Source organism: Bacillus sp. AFS018417, assembly GCF_002560985.1.
In the GTDB taxonomy this organism is placed as follows: Bacteria; Bacillota; Bacilli; order Bacillales; family Bacillaceae_G; genus Bacillus_A; species Bacillus_A rhizoplanae.
In genome coordinates this window covers 82,590-103,202 of sequence record NZ_NTTM01000030.1, presented here as the reverse complement: position 1 = coordinate 103,202, position 20,613 = coordinate 82,590, and the positions used below count along the sequence as shown (strand labels likewise).

The window sequence follows — 20,613 nt, the reverse complement described above, 5'->3', positions numbered from 1 at the left end:
GAAAATGAGATAAGGGTAAGTTTAGGGCTCTATTCTGTTCTAATTAGTAATTAGGATATCCCCCTCACTAGATTCAGAGGAATAGAAGGCAAGTGGGAGATAACTACTAATATGCACTTGAGTAGTTCAACGAACCCTCAGTGGAAACCAAATTTGAGGAAAGTTTTACTTTATTGGAGAAAGGTAGGTGTGAACCGTTGTGACATTTACATGTACAGCGGGTTGCGATGGAAAATGAATTAAAGATTTTAATTGTAGATGATGAAGATCGTATTCGTCGTTTGTTAAAAATGTATTTAGAGAGAGAGCAGTACATTATTGATGAGGCTGACAACGGTGAGACGGCGTTAGAAAAAGCGTTGCAAAATGATTATGATCTAATTCTTTTAGATATTATGATGCCTGGAAAAGATGGCATTGAAGTGTGTAAAGATATTCGTGAGAAAAAAGCCACACCGATTATTATGCTAACGGCAAAGGGAGAAGAAGTGAATCGCGTACAAGGATTTGAAGTTGGTACAGATGATTATATTGTAAAACCGTTTAGCCCACGCGAGGTTGTGCTACGTGTAAAAGCTGTTTTACGTCGCTCAGTAACAACGACATTCTTTACGCAAGATACGACAACAAAAGATGTTATTGTATTTCCTCATCTCACAATTGATAATGACGCACATCGTGTTACAGCTGATGGAGAAGAAGTGAATTTAACACCAAAAGAATATGAATTATTACTATTTTTAGCGAAGGCACCTGATAAAGTATTTGACCGAGAGCAGTTATTAAAAGAAGTATGGCAGTATGAATTTTTCGGTGATTTACGCACGGTTGATACACATGTAAAGCGCCTGCGTGAGAAGTTAAGTAAAAAGTCAGCAGATGCAGCGAAAATGATTGTAACTGTATGGGGTGTTGGTTACAAGTTTGAGGTTGTGAACGATTAATGCTTTGGAAAAGTGTAGTAGGGAAATTATGGATGACGATTCTACTCCTTGTTTCCTTCGTGCTTGGTTTTGTTGCCATTTTACTTTCGCAGTTTTTTGATAATTATTATGTAACAATGGGAGAAACAAGGCTTACGAATGTTGCAACGAGTGTTTCTGAATTAATAGAAGAGGGGACGGATGAGCAGACGATAGAACATATCGCATATAAATTCGCTGACCCCCTTTCGCGTATTATTATTGTGAAAGATAATAATGAAATATCTGCTTCTCCGGCACAACAAGGATTGGCAACGCTAACACTAACTGATTTGAAAAATGACAAAGAGTTACAAGCGGTATTTACAGAACGTAAAAAGGTACAAAAAATTAAGACCGTCCCAGATGAAAACAATAAGAAAAATCCTGACAATGATATTATGATTGTCGGTGTTCCGTTAAAGTCGTCAAAAGATGGTGCGGTCTTTGTATATCAATCGTTACAAGTACCAAAACAAGGAATAGAAAAATCGACGGATTTTATCTTTTTATCTGCGGGGATTGCGATTATTTTAACAACGTTCTTTGCCTTTTTCTTATCAACTCGAATTACAGCCCCACTTCGTAAAATGCGCGAAGTAGCTTTTGAAGTAGCACGCGGGAAATTTGATGCGAAGGTACCAGCGGTTTCGCAAGATGAGATTGGTGAACTTGCAACAGCTTTAAATCAAATGGGAAAACAATTGAAGTTTAATATTAATGCGCTGCAACAAGAGAAAGAACAGCTTTCTAGTATTTTAAGTAGTATGGCTGATGGTGTTATTACGTTAAATCAAGAAGGAGAAGTTGTTGTAATTAATCCGCCAGCAGAACGTTTCTTACAAGTATGGTATGAAGAAAAAGAGATAGAGTTAAGTGTGAGTTTGCCATCGGAGCTTGTTGAACTGTTTCATCTCGTTGTAGAAAGTGAACAGCAACAAGTTATAGAAGTTAATTTAGAAAAAGGTAATTATGTTGTACTGATGACACCGCTGTACAATCAGACGAAGATTCGCGGTGCTGTTGCGGTACTTCGTGATATGACGGAAGAACGCCGTCTTGAAAAAATGCGTAAAGATTTTATTGCAAACGTATCGCATGAATTACGTACACCAATGGTTATGCTGCAAGGATATAGTGAAGCAATTTTAGATGACATTGTTCAAACGAAAGAAGAAGTGCATGAATTTGTGCAAATTATCTATGATGAATCTGTACGCTTAGGTCGTCTTGTGAATGAATTGTTAGATTTAGCTCGAATGGAGAGCGGTCACGTAGAATTACATATATCAGAAGTAGATATTGTTCCATTTGTTGAAAAGATTGCACGAAAATTCCAAGGGATAGCAAAGGAAAAAGAAGTGCAGTTAGTAGTTGATTTTCGCACTTCCATAGAGCAGCATTCTTTTGATCCAGATCGTATGGAACAAGTGTTAACAAATTTAATTGATAATGCTTTAAGACATACAAATGCGGGTGGTAGAGTATCGCTTATTATCGATGAGAAAAATAATGGAATTGTATTCGAAGTTGAAGATTCTGGGGTTGGTATTCCAGAGGATGATATTCCATTCTTATTTGAACGTTTTTATAAAGCGGATAAGGCTCGTACACGTGGGAAAACAGGTGGTACAGGGTTAGGACTTGCGATTGCAAAAAATATTGTGCGAGGACATGATGGTAAGATTACAGTGTCGAGTGTAGTAGATAAGGGGACGACATTCTCTGTATATTTGCCAACATAAGTATGATGAAATTATATGCGAATTTTTAAGCTTATCTTTTTGATAAGCTTTTTTTTTGAAAAAGAAAAGGAATGTTAGTATAAGAGAAGAATGAAAAAGAGAAATAAGGAGGGAAAACATGAAGCTATATACAAAAACAGGAGATAAGGGACAAACAAGTCTTATTGGAGGACGCGTAGATAAAGACAATTTGCGTGTAGAGGCATATGGAACAATTGATGAGGCGAATTCGTTTATTGGACATGCGATGACATTGCTAGAGGGGGAATTGTTTCAAGATATTTATCAAGAACTTGAAAAAATTCAGCATGAGTTGTTTGATTGTGGCGGGGATTTAGCGATTGTGAAGAGAAAAATTCCGTATAAAGTAACAGAAGACATCATTACTTTTCTAGAGGAAAGGATTGATGTATATATACAAGAAGCACCGCCGCTTGAGCGCTTTATTTTACCAGGAGGAAGTCAAGGGGCGGCTATTATTCACATTGCTCGTACTGTTACACGAAGAGCAGAACGTTGTATTGTTGCTTTAAAGAAACAAGATGAGATTAATGAATATGTTTTGCAATACGTAAATCGCTTATCGGATTATTTATTTGCAGTTGCAAGAGTTGTGAATGCTCGTTCTAATGTGAAAGATATAGAATATGAAAGAAGCGCGATTGTATTTCGAGATAAGGAGGAGAAGAAAGAGAAATAGGCTCTTTCTTTTTTTGGTATACTTTTTGCTATAATCAACCAAAATAGAGAAAGTGTGATTGTTATTTAGAAAACGGAGGATTTATAATGAAAGCTTTAAAAATCATTTTGCTTTTCTTTTGTGTTTTTTTTATAGCACAAACAGAAGGTGCTGCTGAAGAAAAGCGGTGGGCATGGCCGGTAGAGGGGAGAATTAGCGATTATTTTGGAACGAGAAATGGAAAACATTTTGGGATTGATATTGCTGCACCGATCGGCACTTCAATAGCAGCTATGCAAGATGGTGTTGTAACAAGATCTTATTTTTCTGATAGTTACGGGCATGTTGTGTTTATTAAACATGAAGATTATGAAGCTGTATATGCTCATATGAATAAACGACTTGTGAGAGAGGGAGATGCAGTTTTAAAAGGGCAAAAAATTGGTCAAGTAGGAAATACAGGACAATCGAATGGTGCTCACTTACATTTAGAAATTCATAAAGGGGCTTGGACGATAGCGAAAACAAATGCAGTAAATCCGCTGCAAATGATTCAAGAAAAGCCTAATACGGTAGCATCTGCTTCTGTATATGTCGTGCAAAAAGGTGATACATTGGTCAGTATTGCTAGGAAGTTCGGTACAACTGTTGAAGAATTAAAAGTGAAAAATTATTTGCAAAAAGATACTATTTATCCGTCACAAAAATTACATATTAATTGAAAAAGAGCTAGGAAGACTAGCTCTTTTACTTGTTACCAAAAAATAAAGATACATGCAAATCCAGCAATTATTAAATAGCTATAATAATAAAACACTTTAGCTCGTGTTTTTTCTTCTGTTCTAAATAAGACAAGAGTAGGTTCAATAAGACCGATAACGAAACAAAGAAGACCGAGCAGCATACAGCCGAGAGACAGCGAATACAAAGCAATTTGAATTTGAGATGGGAGAATCAATTTTAATAAAAATGCAATAAGTACAGTATAGCAAATACTCCCAATATACACGTTCAATGTTGTATTAGATCGATAACCAGGCAGTTTTTTTAAAAATGATCTGGAAACAATTTCTGTTTCTAAGGATGTATAAGTTTGAATGATTTTTTCTGCCTTTTTTCCTTGATGAAAAAGAGAAAGAATCCAATTTCGTTCTCCTTGAAAGACAAAATGAGTTTTTGTTAAATAATGATCAATTTTGACTTTTCTCCAGCTTTTCCATGGATGTCGTTCGCGAAGTTTTAGTTTACTGTCTGAATTTTTATCATATTGATATACACTAATGCCATCTTCATCAAAAGCAACATAATATGTATCTCTTGAAAAGTTACCTGAGTCAAGAGGACAATAGAACAGCAATTCCTTTTTTAAATAAAAGTATTCTTTGCGAAGATTTTTTTTCATAATTTCTCGAATAGGCTGTTTCTTTTCTTTACTCATGACATTTCCTCCATTGTAAGAAAATGCTGTTTTTCTTAACAATATCATATCTTATCACTTTCACGTATAAATGGCTAGAGAATTGTGGACAAAAAAGAACAAACACGAAAATTTGTTCCTTTTTGTCGTATTATTTACTTATTGTTAGAATAGCATGCAATTATGAGGATGTGACTGGATAAAGAAAATTTCCCTCAGTGGAAGTTTTCTTTATCCCCGGCCTATCTTCTTCGCTTTTCTCTGCATCTTGAGGTGGGGGACTGCTAAGTATAGGAAGGTGTTGTACAATGTGAGTGAAAAAGAAGCATTTTCATTCACATTGTTTTAAAATTGTTGTATAATGATGAGGAAAATAGAATATCGGTCTATCTTCGGGGCAGGGTGAAAATCCCGACCGGCGGTGATGAACGTGTATTTTTGTTCTAAGCCCGCGAGCCGTTAAGGCAGGATTTGGTGCGATTCCAAAGCCGACAGTACAGTCTGGATGGGAGAAGATGGAGGTTCGAGCGTTCAAAAAAGATACATGTTTGAACGTCTGTTTGATGTGCCTAAAATTTCTCCCTTTGCGTTTCGGACGCGAAGGGTTTTTTCATGCAGGAATATATTTAGGCATAGCAGAGCCTTTCCACTTTCCATGAGATGATCGATGGAAAAGGAGAGAGAAACATGAAACAACAGAAGAGTGTAGTACAAATGATGAGCGTTGCGATGCTAAGCAGCATTGCGTATTTATTAATGATGCTGGATTTTCCACTTCCAGGGCTGCCACCGTTTTTGCAAATTGATTTTAGTGATGTCCCAGCATTAATTGCAGCCATTACTTTTGGACCAATTTCAGGTGTAATTGTAGAAGGGATAAAAAATGTCCTGTATTATGGTATTCAAGGCGATTTAACGGGCGTACCTGTAGGAGAAGTGGCGAATTTTGTTGCTGGATGTCTCTTTATTCTTCCGGCATCTCTTTTATTCCGTAAACATCGCACAGTAAAAAGTTTAACAATAGGATTAATGTTCGGAACAATTATGATGACAGTAATTATGAGTGTATTAAATTATTTCATCATTTTTCCAGCTTACACTTGGTTCTTAGGTCAACCTGCTATGTCTAACGATGCAATGCGTCAAATAATTGTAGCGGGAATTTTACCTTTTAATATAATTAAAGGAATTATAGTAACAATTATTTTTGTTCCTTTATTTTCTCGATTAAAAGTATGGGTATTTGCGAAAATGAAAAATGCATAATATAGAAGGTTTTGCATCAGTGGAAGTTTTTTCTGCTGATGTTTTTTATCCCGCATTAACAGGCAGTAAGCCCTCCGCTTCAAGATTGTGAGGAACTCGAAGGAGATAGGTAGGGGATGAAAAAAACCACTGATGGAAGTTTCACTTTATCTCGCGTAAGGAGTAGTAAGAGTCTGTTTGATGGGGCTGACCACTAAATTTAGGATGAGTGACTAGTGAAAGTTGTGCTTCATAGAAGAAAATAAAGTGTAAAAAAAATACCCCTCATTATTTGAGGGGTATTTTTTGAAGTCAACAATAAGACTATTCAAATTTTAATGCGTCACCGTCGAATGCTTCCTCTGCCACTTTAATAGAGTCAGTTGGACAACCTTCGAATGCATCCATCATATCATCGATTAATACATCTGGAATTTCAACGATACCTTGGTTATCGTCAAGTGTTACGAATGCAATGCCTTCATCATCGTAATCATAAATGTCCGGTGCAGCTGCTCCGCAAGCTCCGCATGCAATGCAAGTATCTTTGTCAACGATTGTATATTTTGCCATTTTTGTATACCCCCTAAATAATATGTATATGTATATAAGAACACTGATGAAAAATTATAACCTTATTGTAAAACGGTTTTTGAAACTTTTCAATATAAAATTATAATGATAATTCTTATCAATTGAGTGTGTCAACTAATTTCTATAGTTGTACATAAAATTTTAAAAATATCTAAATAAGATGCATTTTGTTACAATGAAAGTAGAAGTAGACTGAAAGGGTGGAAGAAGCGTTGCAGCTACAATATACCGTACTATACTGTTTGAAACAATTAAAAGGTGAACGAACGGTTTCTTCTATTTATCACCTTTTAAAAGGGAAACGTTCTTCACAAACATTGCAAGATGGGAATATGTTTCATCTTTCCTTTTTGTTTAGTGTATATAAATCTTTAAGACGTCATGATTATGATAAACAGATTGAAGCATTATTAAACAAGCAACTTATTACATGTGTGCATGAAAATACTTACATTTTATCTGAAATGGGAGAGAAACAAGTAAACGAATGGGAAAAATTCTTTTCTTTCCCGAAATATTTACACGGTTTGCAATACGGCGAACTTGGAGAGAGCTTTTGGAAAAGGTTATCCTTAATTGTGCAAACTGTATCTAATTTGCAACAAAAATATGTGAAATTCCTTCCAATTCAGCAAGATACAGAAATCACGATGTGGGTAAAACAATTTATTATGAACTCTCCTGTTTCAAGAGGACAATTAGCGGAACAGTTATATAAAGAAATAAATTCAATATTAGTGTATGTTACCTCTCTAGAAGCAACCATTTTCGTATATCGTCTAACAGGATACCATCGTATTGGTTATACAACAGATCAACTTGGAAATATGATGAAGCAAGATGCGTTTCGAGTATATCTTTTATTTTGGGGAACGACTCATTTCATCATTCAACATGTACAAAATCATCAGCAGAATTTTCCGTTATTGGCACAAATTATTGCGTATCCGAATGAAAAAGCAGATTTATTTAGTATATCAACACAAAAAACATATCAACTATGGAAGCAAGGACGAACTATGGAGGAAATTGCTAGGATAAGAAAATTAAAAGTGGCGACAATTGAGGATCATATTGTGGAAATTGCATTGCGTGAAAAAGAATTTCAGGTGGAGCAATTTGTAGAAAAAGAAAAAATGAAACAAATACAGAAAATGATTGAGAAGTTACAAACGCGGAAGCTGCGAGTCTTGAAACAAGCTGCTGGAGAGCATGTTTCCTATTTTGAAATTCGTCTTGTATTAGCGCGAGTAGGGGGATTACATGAAACTTGAAGATATTTTATATCAGTGGTTTGGGTACCGGACATTTCGGCCAGGACAAAAGGAAGTTATTGCAGACTTATTAAATGGAAATTCTGTTGTAGCGATGCTGCCAACTGGAGGGGGGAAATCGCTCTGTTATCAGCTTCCAGGATTTATACAAGATGGAACGGTACTCATTGTTTCACCGCTATTGTCATTAATGGAAGATCAAGTTACACAGTTAAAATACATTGTGAAAAATCAAGTTATTGCTTTTAACAGCTTTCGAACAATGGCAGAGAAAAAAGAAGCTATGCGGCGGTTGCATTCCTATAAATTTGTATTCGTGTCTCCTGAAATGCTGCAATCAGATGTGTTGCTAAAAGAATTAAGGAAAATTCATATCTCTTTATTTGTTGTGGACGAAGCACATTGTATTTCTCAATGGGGATATGATTTTCGAACAGATTATAAAAAGCTAGATCAAGTTATTGCATCGATGGGCTATCCTAAGGTTCTTGCTTTAACAGCTACTGCTACGAAAGAAGTATTACAAGATATTATTGAAAGTTTAAATTTGAAAGATGTGAGGCAGCATTTATATTCGATTGATCGCCCTAATATTGCTATGAAAGTAGAATTTGTACAAACCATTCAAGAGAAAAAAGAAGTGCTGTTATCTCATGTGAAATATTTACAAAGTCCTGGCATTATTTATTGTTCGAGTAGAGCTTGGACTGAACGTCTTGCAGCGTATTTAAGAAGTGAAGGGATTGAAGATGTTGCGCATTATCATGGTGGAATGGAACATGAAGAACGGATGTTAATTCAGCAACAATTTATGAATGATCAACTCCAGCTCGTTGTGTGTACAAGTGCATTTGGTATGGGAGTAAATAAGCAAAACACACGCTATATTATTCATTTTCATTATCCGACAAATATAGAGTCTTATTTGCAAGAGATTGGACGGGCAGGTAGAGATGGAAAGCCAAGCATTGCCATTTTGTTATGTAGTCCCCTTGATCATGAGTTGCCAATCTCCATTATTGAAGAAGAATTACCAAATGAACAACAAATACGCTTTTTATTTTCTTTATTACGAGAAACAATGTTTCAAGCCCAAGTATTACCGTTAGAAGGTGTAGAAGAAATTTGCTACAATACAGCAGGATTGAGTGAACAACATTGGCGATTTATTCGGTATCATTTTGAAAAGATGAAAATCATACAACGTAGAGAATTGATGATTGAATCCTTGTCAAATGAAGCGGAGCGGAAGTTAATTGCAGAAGTGAAAACTCGGCTTTATAATAAATACGGTCAACTAGAAACGATGAAAGAATGGATGCGACGAACGGATTGTAAAAGAGAAGCGATTCTTTCCCAGTTTGGATATGTAAAGGAAACGCAGCCGGAAAATTGCTGTGACTATTGCGGGATTCATATAGAAGATTATAAAAAAAGACAAGCAAGGCAACCTGTTTTCGACTATAATTGGGAAACAGAGTTACAATTGCTCTTCGGATTCAGAATGGAGGAATGATGGATATACGCAAGACAAGTATTGAAGACATGAGTCTAAAAGAAATCCGACTTAATTTATATATTACGCAAGCGATCATTATATGTATTGGAATCTTGTTAGCGTATATATTATTTCCGAGTATGGACGCATTTCTAGCTTTGTGGAAATGGGATTTTTCATCTATTTTTCTAATAGGTGGCGGAGTAGCTTGTGTGATTGTTTTATTTGATTATATTGCGATGCATTTTTTTCCTGAATCGTGGTTTGATGATGGCGGGATTAATGATCGTATGTTTCAAGGAATGTCTGTTTTCCGCGTGTTCGCTGTTACCCTTTTAATTGGAATAGCAGAAGAGTTTTTATTTCGTGGCGTGATACAAACGTATTTTGGCTTAATTTTTGCGAGTGTTGTATTTGCAGTTTTACATATTCGTTATATTACTAAGCCGTTTTTATTTTGTTTTGTATTGATGATTAGTAGTGTATTTGGTTTTGTATTTCAATGGACTGGTAATTTACTGATCACGATTTTTGCGCATTTTTTAGTCGATTTCATAATGGGATTGCAATTAAGAAAGCAAACGGAAGATGGTGGTGACCGATATGGCGAAGCAGACAACAGAGTTTGAAGAGAACATGAAAGAGTCAACGGAAAAAGAAGGAGAGGGTTTACCGCCTCGTAGTGAAGTCCATAAAGACAAGAAAAAATCAAAATTTAAAATAAAGCACTTTTTTGTTCGGATTTTAACATTATTATTTATTCTTCTTCCAATAAGTATTTTATGGTATACAGAGCGTTACATGGAGGAGAAGCAAGCGGCGGAATCGAGTGCCAATTCTGAAAAAAGTGCATTTGAAGTTATTTTTTTTGATTCAAAAAAGAAAACCGATAATGAATCAAAGTCATCACCATCAGAGACATTTCAGTTTCATACAGTACAAGAGGGAGAAACGCTCGAAGATATTGCAAAGAAATATTTTCCGAATGAAGATGGGATAGCGATTATAAAGAAATATAATGAAGTAGCAGAAGACTTAGAACCAGGGCAAGTGTTAAAAATTCCGAAGAAGTCAGAACCAGAACCGAAAAAATAAAGTGAACCTTCCGTCAGCGGGAGACCTTACTGCCCGCGAATGACGAGATGAAGAAAAACCTTCTACAGAAGTAGAGGGTTTTTCTTCACTTGCTGGGGTGATGTGTTATTATGTGGTTAGATTTTGTTAAGAGGAAAGATGAGGAAAGTGTATGACATGGGGATTACTAGGTTGTTTCATATTATGCGTTGTGATTGTTTGCTTTGTTATGATGTATAGAGAAGCGATGCGTGATACATTGTTAGAACACACCGTATCGTTTGCGGAGTTTCCAATTAGTTTTGGAGAAGTACGAATTTTTTTTATTTCGGATATTCACAGAAGAACGATTTCTCAAACTTTAATACAGCAAGTGAAAGGGAAAGTAGATCTCGTTATTATAGGTGGAGATTTAGCTGAACAAGGGGTACCGCTAACACGAGTAGTTGATAATATTAAACGGTTAAATGAAATGGGACAAGTGTATTTTGTTTGGGGGAATAATGACTATGAAATTGATTTTCACGAATTAGACGCGTTGCTTCTTCAAAATGGAGTGAAAATTTTAGACAATACAGGGATCTTATTTGAATCAGAGTTTGGAGAAAAGATATGGTTACTAGGTGTTGACGATGTAAGTTTGAAACGTGATCGTTTAGATTTAGCACTAGCAGATTGTGAAGAAGAGGGATTTCGTATCCTTGTGAGTCATAATCCTGATATCGTATATAAATTAAATGGAACGGAAAATATCTCCTGTGTATTAAGTGGTCACACGCATGGTGGACAAATTCGGTTATTTCATTTTACACGTTTTTTGAAAGGTGGAATTTATGAATATCCACATACGACTTTGTTTGTAAGTAATGGTTATGGAACAACACTTGTACCATTGCGTTTTCGTGCTCCTGCACAAACACATTTGATTACATTACAAAGAAAAGATTGACGTTGTTTTTTTAAGGTGGGAAGAGATATGCCAAGTTCAATAGGTAAATATAATATTAAAGTGGTGTCAAATATGCTCGGTATACATCCAGGAACATTGCGAGCTTGGGAAAGACGGTATCAAATCATTGCACCGAAGCGTAATAATGCTGGACACCGATTATATACAGAAGAACATGTTCAAATATTAAAGTGGCTTATTAACAAAGTGAATCAAGGGTTTACCATTGGACAAGCGGTTAGTTTATTAGAAAATAATCAATTACAAAATCACAATTTATCAGAAATAGAATATAATAAAGTAGAACTTTTAGTAGACGATATCCTTTATTCTTTGTTAAAATTTGATGAAATGCAAGCTCTCGAGTTACTGGATGAAGCTTTTAGTATTTTTTCTATAGATAAAGTAATTGCAGATGTGTTAATAAAATTGCTTGTAAGGTTAAAAGATATGCGCTTGAATGAAAAAATAACAAGTGCAGAAGAACGGTATGCGACTTCGTTTTTACGCTCGCGTATCGGAATGATGCATCATAGTATGCCCATTAATACAGGACTACCAAAGGTGCTTTCTATATGCGCTCCAGGGGAATTATGTGAACTTGGATTATTTATTTTTACAACATATTTGCGTCGAAAAGGTTATCCAGTAATCTATATTGGGACAGGCATAGAAGAAGCTGATATTGATGATGTAATCAAACAAGTAAATCCTAAAATCTTGTTTATTTCTTGTACAATAAAAGAAAATGTAATGACAAGTGTTCAGCTTGCAAAGAGATTACATGAACAATATGCAAACCTTTGTGTTGGGCTTAGCGGTTTTGCCTTTGAGTTTACTTCTGATGAAGAAAACGAAGAGACTCGTAACTGGTTTGTTGGGGATACGAAAGAAGAATGGGATGAATGGTTAAAAATGTCAGAATAGTTGTTCGGAAAGAACCATCTATTTTCTGTTTCATATAATAAAAATTAGATGCAACGGTTGCGTAAGGAGGTTACGGGATGAGGTTGGAACGTTTAAATTACAATAAAATTAAAATCTTTCTGACGTTCGACGATTTGTCAGAACGTGGACTTACAAAAGAAGATTTATGGAAAAATGCGCCGAAAGTACAACAACTGTTTCGAGATATGATGCAAGAAGCGAATAAAGAGCTCGGCTTTGAAGCGGATGGTCCAATTGCGGTAGAGGTGTTTTCGTTGCAAGCACAAGGTATGGTTGTTATTGTTACGAAAGAAAATCAAGAGTCAGATACGGAAGAAGAATTTCAAGATGAATATATTGAAATGCAAGTTACTCTTGATGAGAGCGAACATATACTATACGAATTTGCTTCATTGGAGGATGTAATTGCATTAGCGGGTCGTTTATATAATCTTGGAGTAACAGGTGGAAAGCTTTATGCGTGGCAAAATCGTTTTTATCTCTGGTTAGAAGAAGATTCTACTATGTTATTGAAAGAAGATATGATTGCCATTTTAGCAGAGTTTGGTAACTCTTCTACAATTACAATTTATCGAATGATGGAATATGGAAAAGAACTTATGGCGAATGAAGCAATTGAGCAAATATATAAGTATTTTATCACAAAAGAAAACCTCAGCTAAGTGATACAGTTGAGGTTTTTCTTTATGTGAAATATTTAATCATTATATAAAAAATATTAGTTTTTAACGTATTTCGCTTTTCTAAAAAGAATAAAAAGACTATAATGATATTGAAAACGTTTGCAAAAAATAAAAAGGTTTGTATATATTTGTTAGCGTTTTCTCTTGCATTCCTATTTTAAGAGTGTATACTAGGCAATGAAGGTTTACTAAACAAGTGAAATTACAGGGGGTTTACTTACTATGGTAGCCGAAAAGGGAGCTCAAACACAAACACAAACACAACAAAGAGAACAACACTTCGAACTGTTGAATTCGACACAAATTGTTATTAAAGAAGCCCTAGAGAAATTGGGTTATCCAAACGAGGTATATGAGTTACTTAAAGAACCGATTCGTATGATGACAGTAAAGATTCCAGTTCGTATGGATGATGGAACTGTTAAAATATTTACAGGATATCGTGCTCAGCATAATGATGCTGTTGGTCCAACAAAAGGCGGTATCCGCTTCCATCCAAATGTAACGGAAAACGAAGTAAAGGCACTTTCGATTTGGATGAGTTTAAAATGTGGTATTGTTGATCTGCCGTATGGTGGAGGTAAAGGTGGTATCATTTGTGACCCACGTGAAATGTCTTTCCGTGAGCTAGAAAGATTAAGCCGTGGCTATGTAAGAGCAATTAGCCAAATCGTAGGTCCAACGAAAGATATTCCAGCTCCAGATGTATTTACAAATTCACAAATTATGGCATGGATGATGGATGAATATAGCCGTATTGACGAATTTAACTCACCTGGATTTATTACAGGTAAGCCGCTTGTATTAGGTGGGTCTCATGGCCGTGAGACAGCAACTGCAAAAGGCGTAACAATCTGTATTGGTGAAGCGGCGAAAAAACGTGGTATTGACATTAAAGGTGCACGAGTTGTTGTACAAGGCTTCGGAAATGCAGGTAGTTTCTTAGCGAAGTTTATGCACGATGCGGGAGCAAAAGTAATTGCGATTTCCGATGCTTACGGTGCACTTCATGATCCAAACGGCTTAGATATTGATTACTTATTAGACCGTCGCGATAGCTTTGGTACAGTAACGAAATTGTTTAATAATACAATTTCAAATAAAGAATTATTAGAACTAGAATGTGATATTCTAGTACCAGCTGCAATTGAAAATCAAATTACAGAAGAAAATGCAGCGGATATTAAAGCGAAAATTGTTGTAGAGGCAGCGAATGGCCCTACAACGTTAGAAGCAACAAAAATTTTAACAGAACGTGGTATTTTACTTGTTCCAGACGTATTAGCGAGTGCTGGTGGCGTAACAGTTTCTTACTTTGAATGGGTACAAAATAACCAAGGTTACTATTGGACAGAAGAAGAAGTAGAAGCTCGTTTAGAAAAAGTAATGGTAAGCTCATTTAATTCTATTTACGAAACGGCGCAAGTTCGCAAAGTGAATATGCGTTTAGCAGCTTATATGGTTGGTGTTCGTAAAATGGCAGAAGCAAGCCGCTTCAGAGGTTGGGTATAAACCGCTTATTGATTATGCAAACCGCAATTTCCTGTAAAGGGAGTTGCGGTTTTTTTTTGTAATAATATTGTTGGGTCGGTTATTGCAGTTGCATGGGCATTAGTTGTATGGCTTATGAGTTATATGAATTAGTAAAAAACAAAAAAGAACACTTGTTCTAACAGAACATTTGTGCTATACTCTCCTTAGATAGAAAAACGGAAATAAAGTGAAAATTCCATTGGTAAGGAGTTTGTTCAGTACTCACTGATGGAAAGTATTCACTAATTATAAAGGAGAGATTCTAATGAAAACGACTGCAGAACAACGTTTTATGATGCCAACACATGTAATGGAACGAGTTGAAAATTTACGCAAAAAGCATGTGAAACGCTCTTCCTTCCTACATACAGTGAATTGTTTTTTTGGGTTAGAAACGAAGCAAGATGAAATTTGGTTTTATGGTTTTTATACGGTGGCAGTAAGTGTGTTATTGTTTATGATATTTGCTTCGAATATGATGGATTTTCTGCTTTCATAATAATGTTTGCGTTAGAGACACATCGTCTGAATACATATAAGATTAGGAAGGTAATTTTATAAGAGCGGAGATGATGTGAATGGCGAAGTTTCCTATACAGCGAAATTATATTAAACACGGAGGTTCTCGATCTGGAATTCGACTTTCAAAAGTTCGTTTTATTGTCAGTCATGATACTGGAAATCCCGGCAGCAATGCGGTTGGGAATCGAGATTATTTTAATGAAGTGCAACCAAAAGCTTCAGCTCATACATTTATTGATGATAAAACTATATTAGAGATTATTCCAATCAATGAGGTAGCCTACCATGTTCGGTACAACGTTCCGACAGATAATGAAATATTTGGTCACAATGCTAACAGCGCAGCGATCGGTGTTGAACTTTGCTACGGTGGGAATATAAATTTTTGGGATGCATATACACGTTTTACTTGGTATCATGCGTATTTGTGTCACAAATTTGGTTTAAATCCAAAGAAAGCTATTGTCTCGCATAAAAAGCTTGATCCTGCTCGTAAAATTGATCCGGAACATGTATTAAATAATCAAGGTATACCTTTTCGACAATTTTTAGCGGACGTCTATCGCATGTACGTATCGTATAGATGACAAATATATGAAAAATGAATACAATAAAGATAGGTGCCTACTGCTGAAAGTAGGTTTTTTCTTGTTTTGTAATTTTTTTATTTGAATAGAGAGCAGAAGACTAGGAGATGAGTTTTACATGCAAAAAGAAACAGCGATTATTATCGGAGGCGGACCATGCGGATTAGCAGCAGCGATTGCAATGCAAAATGTCGGGATTAATCCACTTGTCATTGAAAAAGGAAATATTGTTAATGCAATTTATAATTATCCAACACACCAAACATTTTTTTCTTCTAGTGAAAAACTAGAGATTGGTGGAGTTGCTTTTATTACAGAAAACCGTAAGCCTGTTCGGAATCAAGCATTAGCATATTATCGAGAAGTAGTGAAACGGAAGCATGTACGTGTAAACGCTTTTGAACGAGTGGAAAAAGTACAGCAAGAAGAGGATTTTTTTCTTGTTCAAACAGTAAAGAATGACGGGAAACAAGAGAAATATAAAGCAAAATACATTATTATTGCAACTGGGTATTATGATAACCCTAATTATATGAATGTTCCGGGAGAAGAGTTAGAAAAGGTTGCGCATTATTTCAAAGAAGGTCATCCGTATTTTGATCGTGATGTTGTGGTAATCGGAGGAAAGAACTCAAGTGTAGATGCGGCATTAGAACTTGTAAAATGCGGAGCGCGTGTGACGGTTTTATATCGAGGACAAGTATATTCTCCAAGTATTAAACCATGGATTTTGCCAGAATTTGAAGCGTTAGTTCGTCAAGGTACGATAAAAATGGAATTTGGTGCACATGTAAAAGAAATTACAGAACATACAGCCACGTATACAGTAGGAAACGAAGAGTATACAATTTCAAATGATTATGTCTTTGCCATGACAGGCTATCATCCAGATCATGGTTTTTTAACGAAAATGGGCGTAGAAATTGATTCTGAAACAGGAAGACCACTGTATAAAGAGGAAACGATGGAAACGAATGTGGAAGGGATTTTTATTGCTGGTGTAATTGCTGCTGGTAATAATGCGAATGAAATTTTTATAGAAAATGGTAGATTTCATGGAGATGCAATTGCGAAAACCATTGCAGAGCGAGAACAATAAAAATTTATTAATGAATGGTGACAAATGAAAAACACCTCCGTCTAATTCGTAGCTTTAGGAATGCGAATTAAGGAGGTGTTTTTTTGTTACAATCGTATATTAATGTTTAAACATAGCTTGAATCTCTATTTGTTCTTTTGTTACTTCTAGCCCAACAAGCAGCTTAATACGTGCTTTTTGAGCATTTAAACCATATGTGAAGATAACGCCCATGTTTTTCAATTGTTTGCCGCCGCCCTCATAAGAATATACATCTTGAACAATACCGTTGAAGCAGCGAGAAACAAGAACAACTGGAATATCTTTATCTATTAAACGTTGCAGTGCAGGAAGTGTGCGTGGCGGTAAGTTGCCTTGTCCAAGTGCTTCGATGATAATTCCATCAACCGGTAGCTGTTCAATTGCAGCTAATAATGTATCGTCCATACCTGCATATGCCTTTAATACGACAACATTTTTTGTAATTTGTGTAACGGCATATTTTTCGTGATGCACTAATGCTTGGTGAAAGACAACGCCGCGCTTCGTTACCATTCCAACTGGACCATATTGCGGACTTTGGAATGTTGCTACGTTACTTGTATGTGTTTTTGTTACATTCGTTGCACAGTGAATTTCATCGTTTAATACAACAAGGACACCTTTTCCTTTTGCTTCTTCACTACTAGCAACTTTAACAGCTGACAAAAAGTTATATAAACCATCAGCACCTAACTCATTACTTGAGCGCATTGCTCCTGTCACAACAATTGGTACATCAGCTTGTACAGTTAAGTCAAGGAAATAAGCTGTTTCTTCCAACGTGTCTGTTCCGTGTGTAATAACAATTCCTTGCACGTTATCGTTCTTAACCTTCTCATCAATCATGACTTGCAATTGCAGCATTTCATTTGGTGTCATGTGAGGAGATGGAAGATGAAAGACATCTTCAACAATTAAATCGATATCTTCTTCTAAATTTGGAATGAATTTTAAAAGTGGATTTTGCGCGCCAGGTTGAACAACCCCAGTTTCTTTATCTTCTTCCATCGCAATTGTTCCACCTGTGTGTAAAACAAGAATTTTTTTCAATGCCTTTACCCCTCTCCAATCAATGAAAATACATTAAGAACATAACATGATTTAACTGGATTCGACAATGAAAAAGTATAAAACTTATAAGAGATTATCACAATGAAAATAAAGTGAAACTTCCAACAGTGGGGGCTTCATCCTCACTGTAGGTTAGTTGAACCAATCGGACGCATGCCAACAGTTATTTACAATCTATCTGCTTTGTTTCCTCAGAATCTTGAAGCGGGAGTTTTACTGACAAAAAGTAGCGAGGTAATAAGTAAAAGGAGATGTGGAGTTTGAAGAAAATAGAGAAGATTTTAATTCGTTTACTTATTGGACAATGTCTTTGTCTATGTATTGTCCAATTACTTTTAACCCAAGAGCATATAGCGAAATATGTATCAAAAGTTGTATATTATGAAGGAGTAACAAAAGGGGTTATGACGAATATTTTAGAGGTTAATCAATAGCTTTTTCATTTGCTTCTAAGAAGGATTATGCTACAATAGTTGAGGACTTGAAACGGAATAAAGTGAAACGATTATTAGTAGGAGAATTTTTCTCCACGTCGATCGTAATTTAATTAATCAGGCTCTTACTGCCTGTTAATGCAAAGTGAAACAATCATGAGAGAAGCAGGGGGGGACGTACCTGCTTTTCCTTCTGTTTTTATAAGTGAAAAATGGGGTGTTACAATGGATAAACGAATTTCGATTGCAATTGATGGCCCTGCAGCTGCAGGGAAAAGTACGGTTGCCAAAATTGTTGCTAAAAAACTTTCTTATGTTTATATTGATACGGGTGCAATGTATCGCGCAGTAACGTATGCGGCGCTGCAGCAAAGTGTTGATATTGAAAATGAAGAAAAGTTAATGGAAGTCATAAAAAATATAGATATTAAATTTCAACATAGAGAAAATGTACAACTTGTTTTTTTAAATGGACAAGATGTGTCAGAAGTGATTCGCACACCAGAAGTAACAAATCGTGTATCAATTGTGGCAAGACATCGTCTCGTTCGTGAAGAAATGGTACGTCGTCAGCAAGGGTTAGCAGAAAAAGGCGGCGTTGTTATGGATGGCCGCGATATTGGAACGCACGTATTGCCGAATGCGGAAGTGAAAATTTTCATGTTAGCTTCTGTTGAGGAACGAGCAGAGAGAAGACATTTAGAAAATACTCAAAAAGGATTTCCATCTAATTTAGAACAACTAAAAGAAGAAATTGCGCGCCGTGATAAATTAGATTCTGAACGTGAAGTGTCTCCGTTAAAGAAAGCCGAGGATGCAGTTGAATTAGATACAACATCTTTATCTATTGAAGAAGTAGTTCAAAAGATTATGGATATTGTATCGGTAACGTTCGCAGAATAAGGGAAGAGGTTAGCCTCTTTCCTTATTTTTGTTTCTTGAAACATACGATTCTTCCTGTTAATTAATGAGACAATTTCCTTGACAAATCCGTCGATTTGTTAGAAGTTAGTAAAAGAGGGTATTTTCTAAATATTTTACATACATGCAAATGGAAGCTATTGTTTCCATTTCGTATATACATAAAGATGCTTTGCCATTTCAGTAGGGAGGTATTTCCATGGTAGAAAAAATGAATGAAGAAGTTGTCGACACAAAGGCATTACAAGTAGGTGACATTGTTACAGGTAAAGTAACAAAAGTCGAAGAAAAGCAAGTATTTGTGAATGTTGGGTACAAAACTGATGGTGTCATTCCAATTAGTGAATTGGCGAATGTCCATATTGAAAAAGCGGGCGATGTTGTAGAAGTAGAACAAACTCTTGAATTAAAAGTAATTAAATTAGAAGATGATGATCTGGTGTTATCTAAACGTGCTGTAGATGCAGAAAAAGCATGGGAAGTATTACAAGGGAAATTTACATCAGGTGAAGTATTTGATGTAACAATCAAAGATATCGTTAACGGAGGTCTAGTAGTTGACCTTGGTGTGCGTGGTTTTATTCCTGCTTCACTTGTAGAAGTGCATTACGTCGAAGATTTTACTGATTATAAAGGGAAAACATTAGCAGTAAAAATTGTAGAATTAGATCGTGAGAAAAATCGTGTTATTCTTTCTCATAAGGCAGTTGTAGAACAAGAGTTGGAAACGAAGAAAAAAGCAGCTGTTTCTTCTTTAAAAGAAGGTGATATTGTAGAAGGAACAGTACAACGTTTAACTGATTTTGGAGCATTTGTAAATGTTGGTGGTGTGGATGGTTTAGTTCATATTTCACAAATCTCTCACGATCGTGTAGAACAACCATCTGATGTACTATCACAGGGAGAAACTGTAAAAGTAAAAGTTTTATCTGTTGATGCTGATACACAGCGTATTTCTTTATCTATTAAAGCAGCACAGCCAGGACCTTGGGGAAATGTTGCAAATCAAGTTAAAGCAGGCGATATATTAGATGGGAAAGTAAAACGTCTTGTTACTTTCGGGGCATTCGTTGAGATTCTTCCTGGTGTAGAAGGGCTTGTACATGTTTCGCAAATTGCAAATCGTCATGTGAAAAATCCGAATGAAGTATTAGAAATCGGACAAGACGTAAAAGTAAAGGTGTTAGAAGTTCATTCAGAAGAAAAACGTATTTCCTTAAGTATAAAAGAAGCGCTTGAAGAAAATAATGTAACAGAAGATTACAGTAAATATGAACCATCTTCTGATTCTGCTACATTCCAATTAAGTGATATTATTGGAGAACAGCTAAAAAAATTAAAGAAATAATGAGGGATA

The 20,613-nt window shown here is 35.7% G+C and carries 22 protein-coding genes and 1 riboswitch; of the genes, 19 read left to right on the top strand and 3 right to left on the bottom strand.

Annotated features, from left to right (window positions below; translation table 11 throughout):
* Positions 1-227 precede the first annotated feature (227 nt).
* The 4 genes from resD to CN326_RS13005 all read left to right on the top strand — a co-directional run bounded on the left by resD (position 228) and on the right by CN326_RS13005 (position 4,108).
* Positions 228-944, top strand: a complete 717-nt coding sequence (gene resD, locus CN326_RS13020; protein ID WP_098309443.1) for a DNA-binding response regulator ResD — start codon at positions 228-230, stop codon at positions 942-944.
* Between the two features lie 32 nt (positions 945-976).
* Positions 977-2,707 (top strand): ATP-binding protein, encoded by a 1,731-nt coding sequence (locus tag CN326_RS13015; protein WP_301287781.1) that lies wholly within the window; start codon positions 977-979, stop codon positions 2,705-2,707.
* Positions 2,708-2,825: 118 nt separating this feature from the next.
* Positions 2,826-3,407 (top strand): cob(I)yrinic acid a,c-diamide adenosyltransferase, encoded by a 582-nt coding sequence (locus tag CN326_RS13010; RefSeq protein WP_098309441.1) that lies wholly within the window; start codon positions 2,826-2,828, stop codon positions 3,405-3,407.
* Between the two features lie 86 nt (positions 3,408-3,493).
* Positions 3,494-4,108, top strand: a complete 615-nt coding sequence (locus tag CN326_RS13005) for a peptidoglycan DD-metalloendopeptidase family protein (protein ID WP_098309440.1) — start codon at positions 3,494-3,496, stop codon at positions 4,106-4,108.
* A gap of 32 nt (positions 4,109-4,140) precedes the next feature.
* On the opposite strand, the gene CN326_RS13000 is transcribed toward CN326_RS13005, so the two are convergent.
* Entirely contained in the window at positions 4,141-4,824 is a 684-nt protein-coding gene (locus tag CN326_RS13000; protein WP_098309439.1) for a hypothetical protein, read from the bottom strand.
* A gap of 363 nt (positions 4,825-5,187) precedes the next feature.
* Positions 5,188-5,324: riboswitch (FMN riboswitch) on the top strand.
* Between the two features lie 166 nt (positions 5,325-5,490).
* On the opposite strand from CN326_RS13000, the gene CN326_RS12995 reads away from it, so the two are divergent.
* Positions 5,491-6,069, top strand: coding sequence for an ECF transporter S component (locus CN326_RS12995; protein ID WP_098309438.1), 579 nt, complete (start codon positions 5,491-5,493; stop codon positions 6,067-6,069).
* Between the two features lie 303 nt (positions 6,070-6,372).
* Here CN326_RS12995 and CN326_RS12990 read toward each other — a convergent pair whose 3' ends face one another.
* Complete coding sequence (locus tag CN326_RS12990; protein WP_098309437.1) at positions 6,373-6,621, bottom strand: ferredoxin; 249 nt, start codon at positions 6,619-6,621, stop codon at positions 6,373-6,375.
* Positions 6,622-6,854: 233 nt separating this feature from the next.
* Between CN326_RS12990 and CN326_RS12985 the strand changes: the two genes are divergently transcribed.
* The 11 genes from CN326_RS12985 to CN326_RS12935 all read left to right on the top strand — a co-directional run bounded on the left by CN326_RS12985 (position 6,855) and on the right by CN326_RS12935 (position 16,809).
* Positions 6,855-7,916 carry a YpbB family protein gene (locus tag CN326_RS12985; RefSeq protein ID WP_098309578.1) on the top strand — a complete coding sequence of 354 codons (1,062 nt, stop codon included), beginning with the start codon at positions 6,855-6,857 and terminating at the stop codon, positions 7,914-7,916.
* Complete coding sequence (locus tag CN326_RS12980; protein ID WP_141525045.1) at positions 7,906-9,432, top strand: RecQ family ATP-dependent DNA helicase; 1,527 nt, start codon at positions 7,906-7,908, stop codon at positions 9,430-9,432. The genes CN326_RS12985 and CN326_RS12980 overlap by 11 nt, the downstream gene beginning before the upstream one ends.
* The gene (locus CN326_RS12975; protein ID WP_375337656.1) at positions 9,429-10,043 is read left to right on the top strand and encodes a CPBP family intramembrane glutamic endopeptidase; all 615 of its coding nucleotides are present in this window, start codon (positions 9,429-9,431) and stop codon (positions 10,041-10,043) included. Before CN326_RS12980 ends, CN326_RS12975 begins: the two co-directional genes overlap by 4 nt.
* The gene (locus tag CN326_RS12970) at positions 10,018-10,509 is read left to right on the top strand and encodes a LysM peptidoglycan-binding domain-containing protein (protein WP_098309435.1); all 492 of its coding nucleotides are present in this window, start codon (positions 10,018-10,020) and stop codon (positions 10,507-10,509) included. The genes CN326_RS12975 and CN326_RS12970 overlap by 26 nt, the downstream gene beginning before the upstream one ends.
* Before the next feature lie 151 nt (positions 10,510-10,660).
* On the top strand, positions 10,661-11,437 hold the full coding sequence (locus CN326_RS12965) for a metallophosphoesterase (RefSeq protein WP_098309434.1): 777 nt from the start codon (positions 10,661-10,663) through the stop codon (positions 11,435-11,437).
* 27 nt (positions 11,438-11,464) lie between these two features.
* Positions 11,465-12,364, top strand: coding sequence for a MerR family transcriptional regulator (locus CN326_RS12960; protein WP_098309433.1), 900 nt, complete (start codon positions 11,465-11,467; stop codon positions 12,362-12,364).
* A gap of 77 nt (positions 12,365-12,441) precedes the next feature.
* The gene (locus CN326_RS12955) at positions 12,442-13,047 is read left to right on the top strand and encodes a genetic competence negative regulator (RefSeq protein ID WP_098309432.1); all 606 of its coding nucleotides are present in this window, start codon (positions 12,442-12,444) and stop codon (positions 13,045-13,047) included.
* A gap of 243 nt (positions 13,048-13,290) precedes the next feature.
* The gene (gudB, locus tag CN326_RS12950; RefSeq protein ID WP_098309431.1) at positions 13,291-14,580 is read left to right on the top strand and encodes an NAD-specific glutamate dehydrogenase; all 1,290 of its coding nucleotides are present in this window, start codon (positions 13,291-13,293) and stop codon (positions 14,578-14,580) included.
* 286 nt (positions 14,581-14,866) lie between these two features.
* Positions 14,867-15,100, top strand: a complete 234-nt coding sequence (locus tag CN326_RS12945) for a DUF3961 domain-containing protein (RefSeq protein WP_098309430.1) — start codon at positions 14,867-14,869, stop codon at positions 15,098-15,100.
* 79 nt (positions 15,101-15,179) lie between these two features.
* On the top strand, positions 15,180-15,710 hold the full coding sequence (locus tag CN326_RS12940; RefSeq protein WP_098309429.1) for a peptidoglycan recognition protein family protein: 531 nt from the start codon (positions 15,180-15,182) through the stop codon (positions 15,708-15,710).
* Between the two features lie 118 nt (positions 15,711-15,828).
* Positions 15,829-16,809, top strand: a complete 981-nt coding sequence (locus CN326_RS12935; RefSeq protein WP_098309428.1) for a YpdA family putative bacillithiol disulfide reductase — start codon at positions 15,829-15,831, stop codon at positions 16,807-16,809.
* A 99-nt stretch (positions 16,810-16,908) separates the two neighbouring features.
* On the opposite strand, the gene CN326_RS12930 is transcribed toward CN326_RS12935, so the two are convergent.
* Positions 16,909-17,880 (bottom strand): asparaginase, encoded by a 972-nt coding sequence (locus tag CN326_RS12930; RefSeq protein ID WP_098309427.1) that lies wholly within the window; start codon positions 17,878-17,880, stop codon positions 16,909-16,911.
* Between the two features lie 281 nt (positions 17,881-18,161).
* On the opposite strand from CN326_RS12930, the gene CN326_RS24630 reads away from it, so the two are divergent.
* From CN326_RS24630 to rpsA, 3 genes are all read left to right on the top strand, one after another.
* A complete protein-coding gene (locus CN326_RS24630) occupies positions 18,162-18,335 on the top strand; it encodes a DUF5359 family protein (protein WP_098309426.1) in 174 nt (57 codons plus the stop codon).
* A gap of 225 nt (positions 18,336-18,560) precedes the next feature.
* Positions 18,561-19,238: a (d)CMP kinase gene (gene cmk / locus CN326_RS12920; RefSeq protein ID WP_098309577.1), complete on the top strand. Its 678-nt coding sequence runs from the start codon at positions 18,561-18,563 to the stop codon at positions 19,236-19,238.
* Between the two features lie 217 nt (positions 19,239-19,455).
* Positions 19,456-20,604, top strand: coding sequence for a 30S ribosomal protein S1 (gene rpsA, locus CN326_RS12915; RefSeq protein ID WP_098309425.1), 1,149 nt, complete (start codon positions 19,456-19,458; stop codon positions 20,602-20,604).
* Positions 20,605-20,613 lie beyond the last annotated feature (9 nt).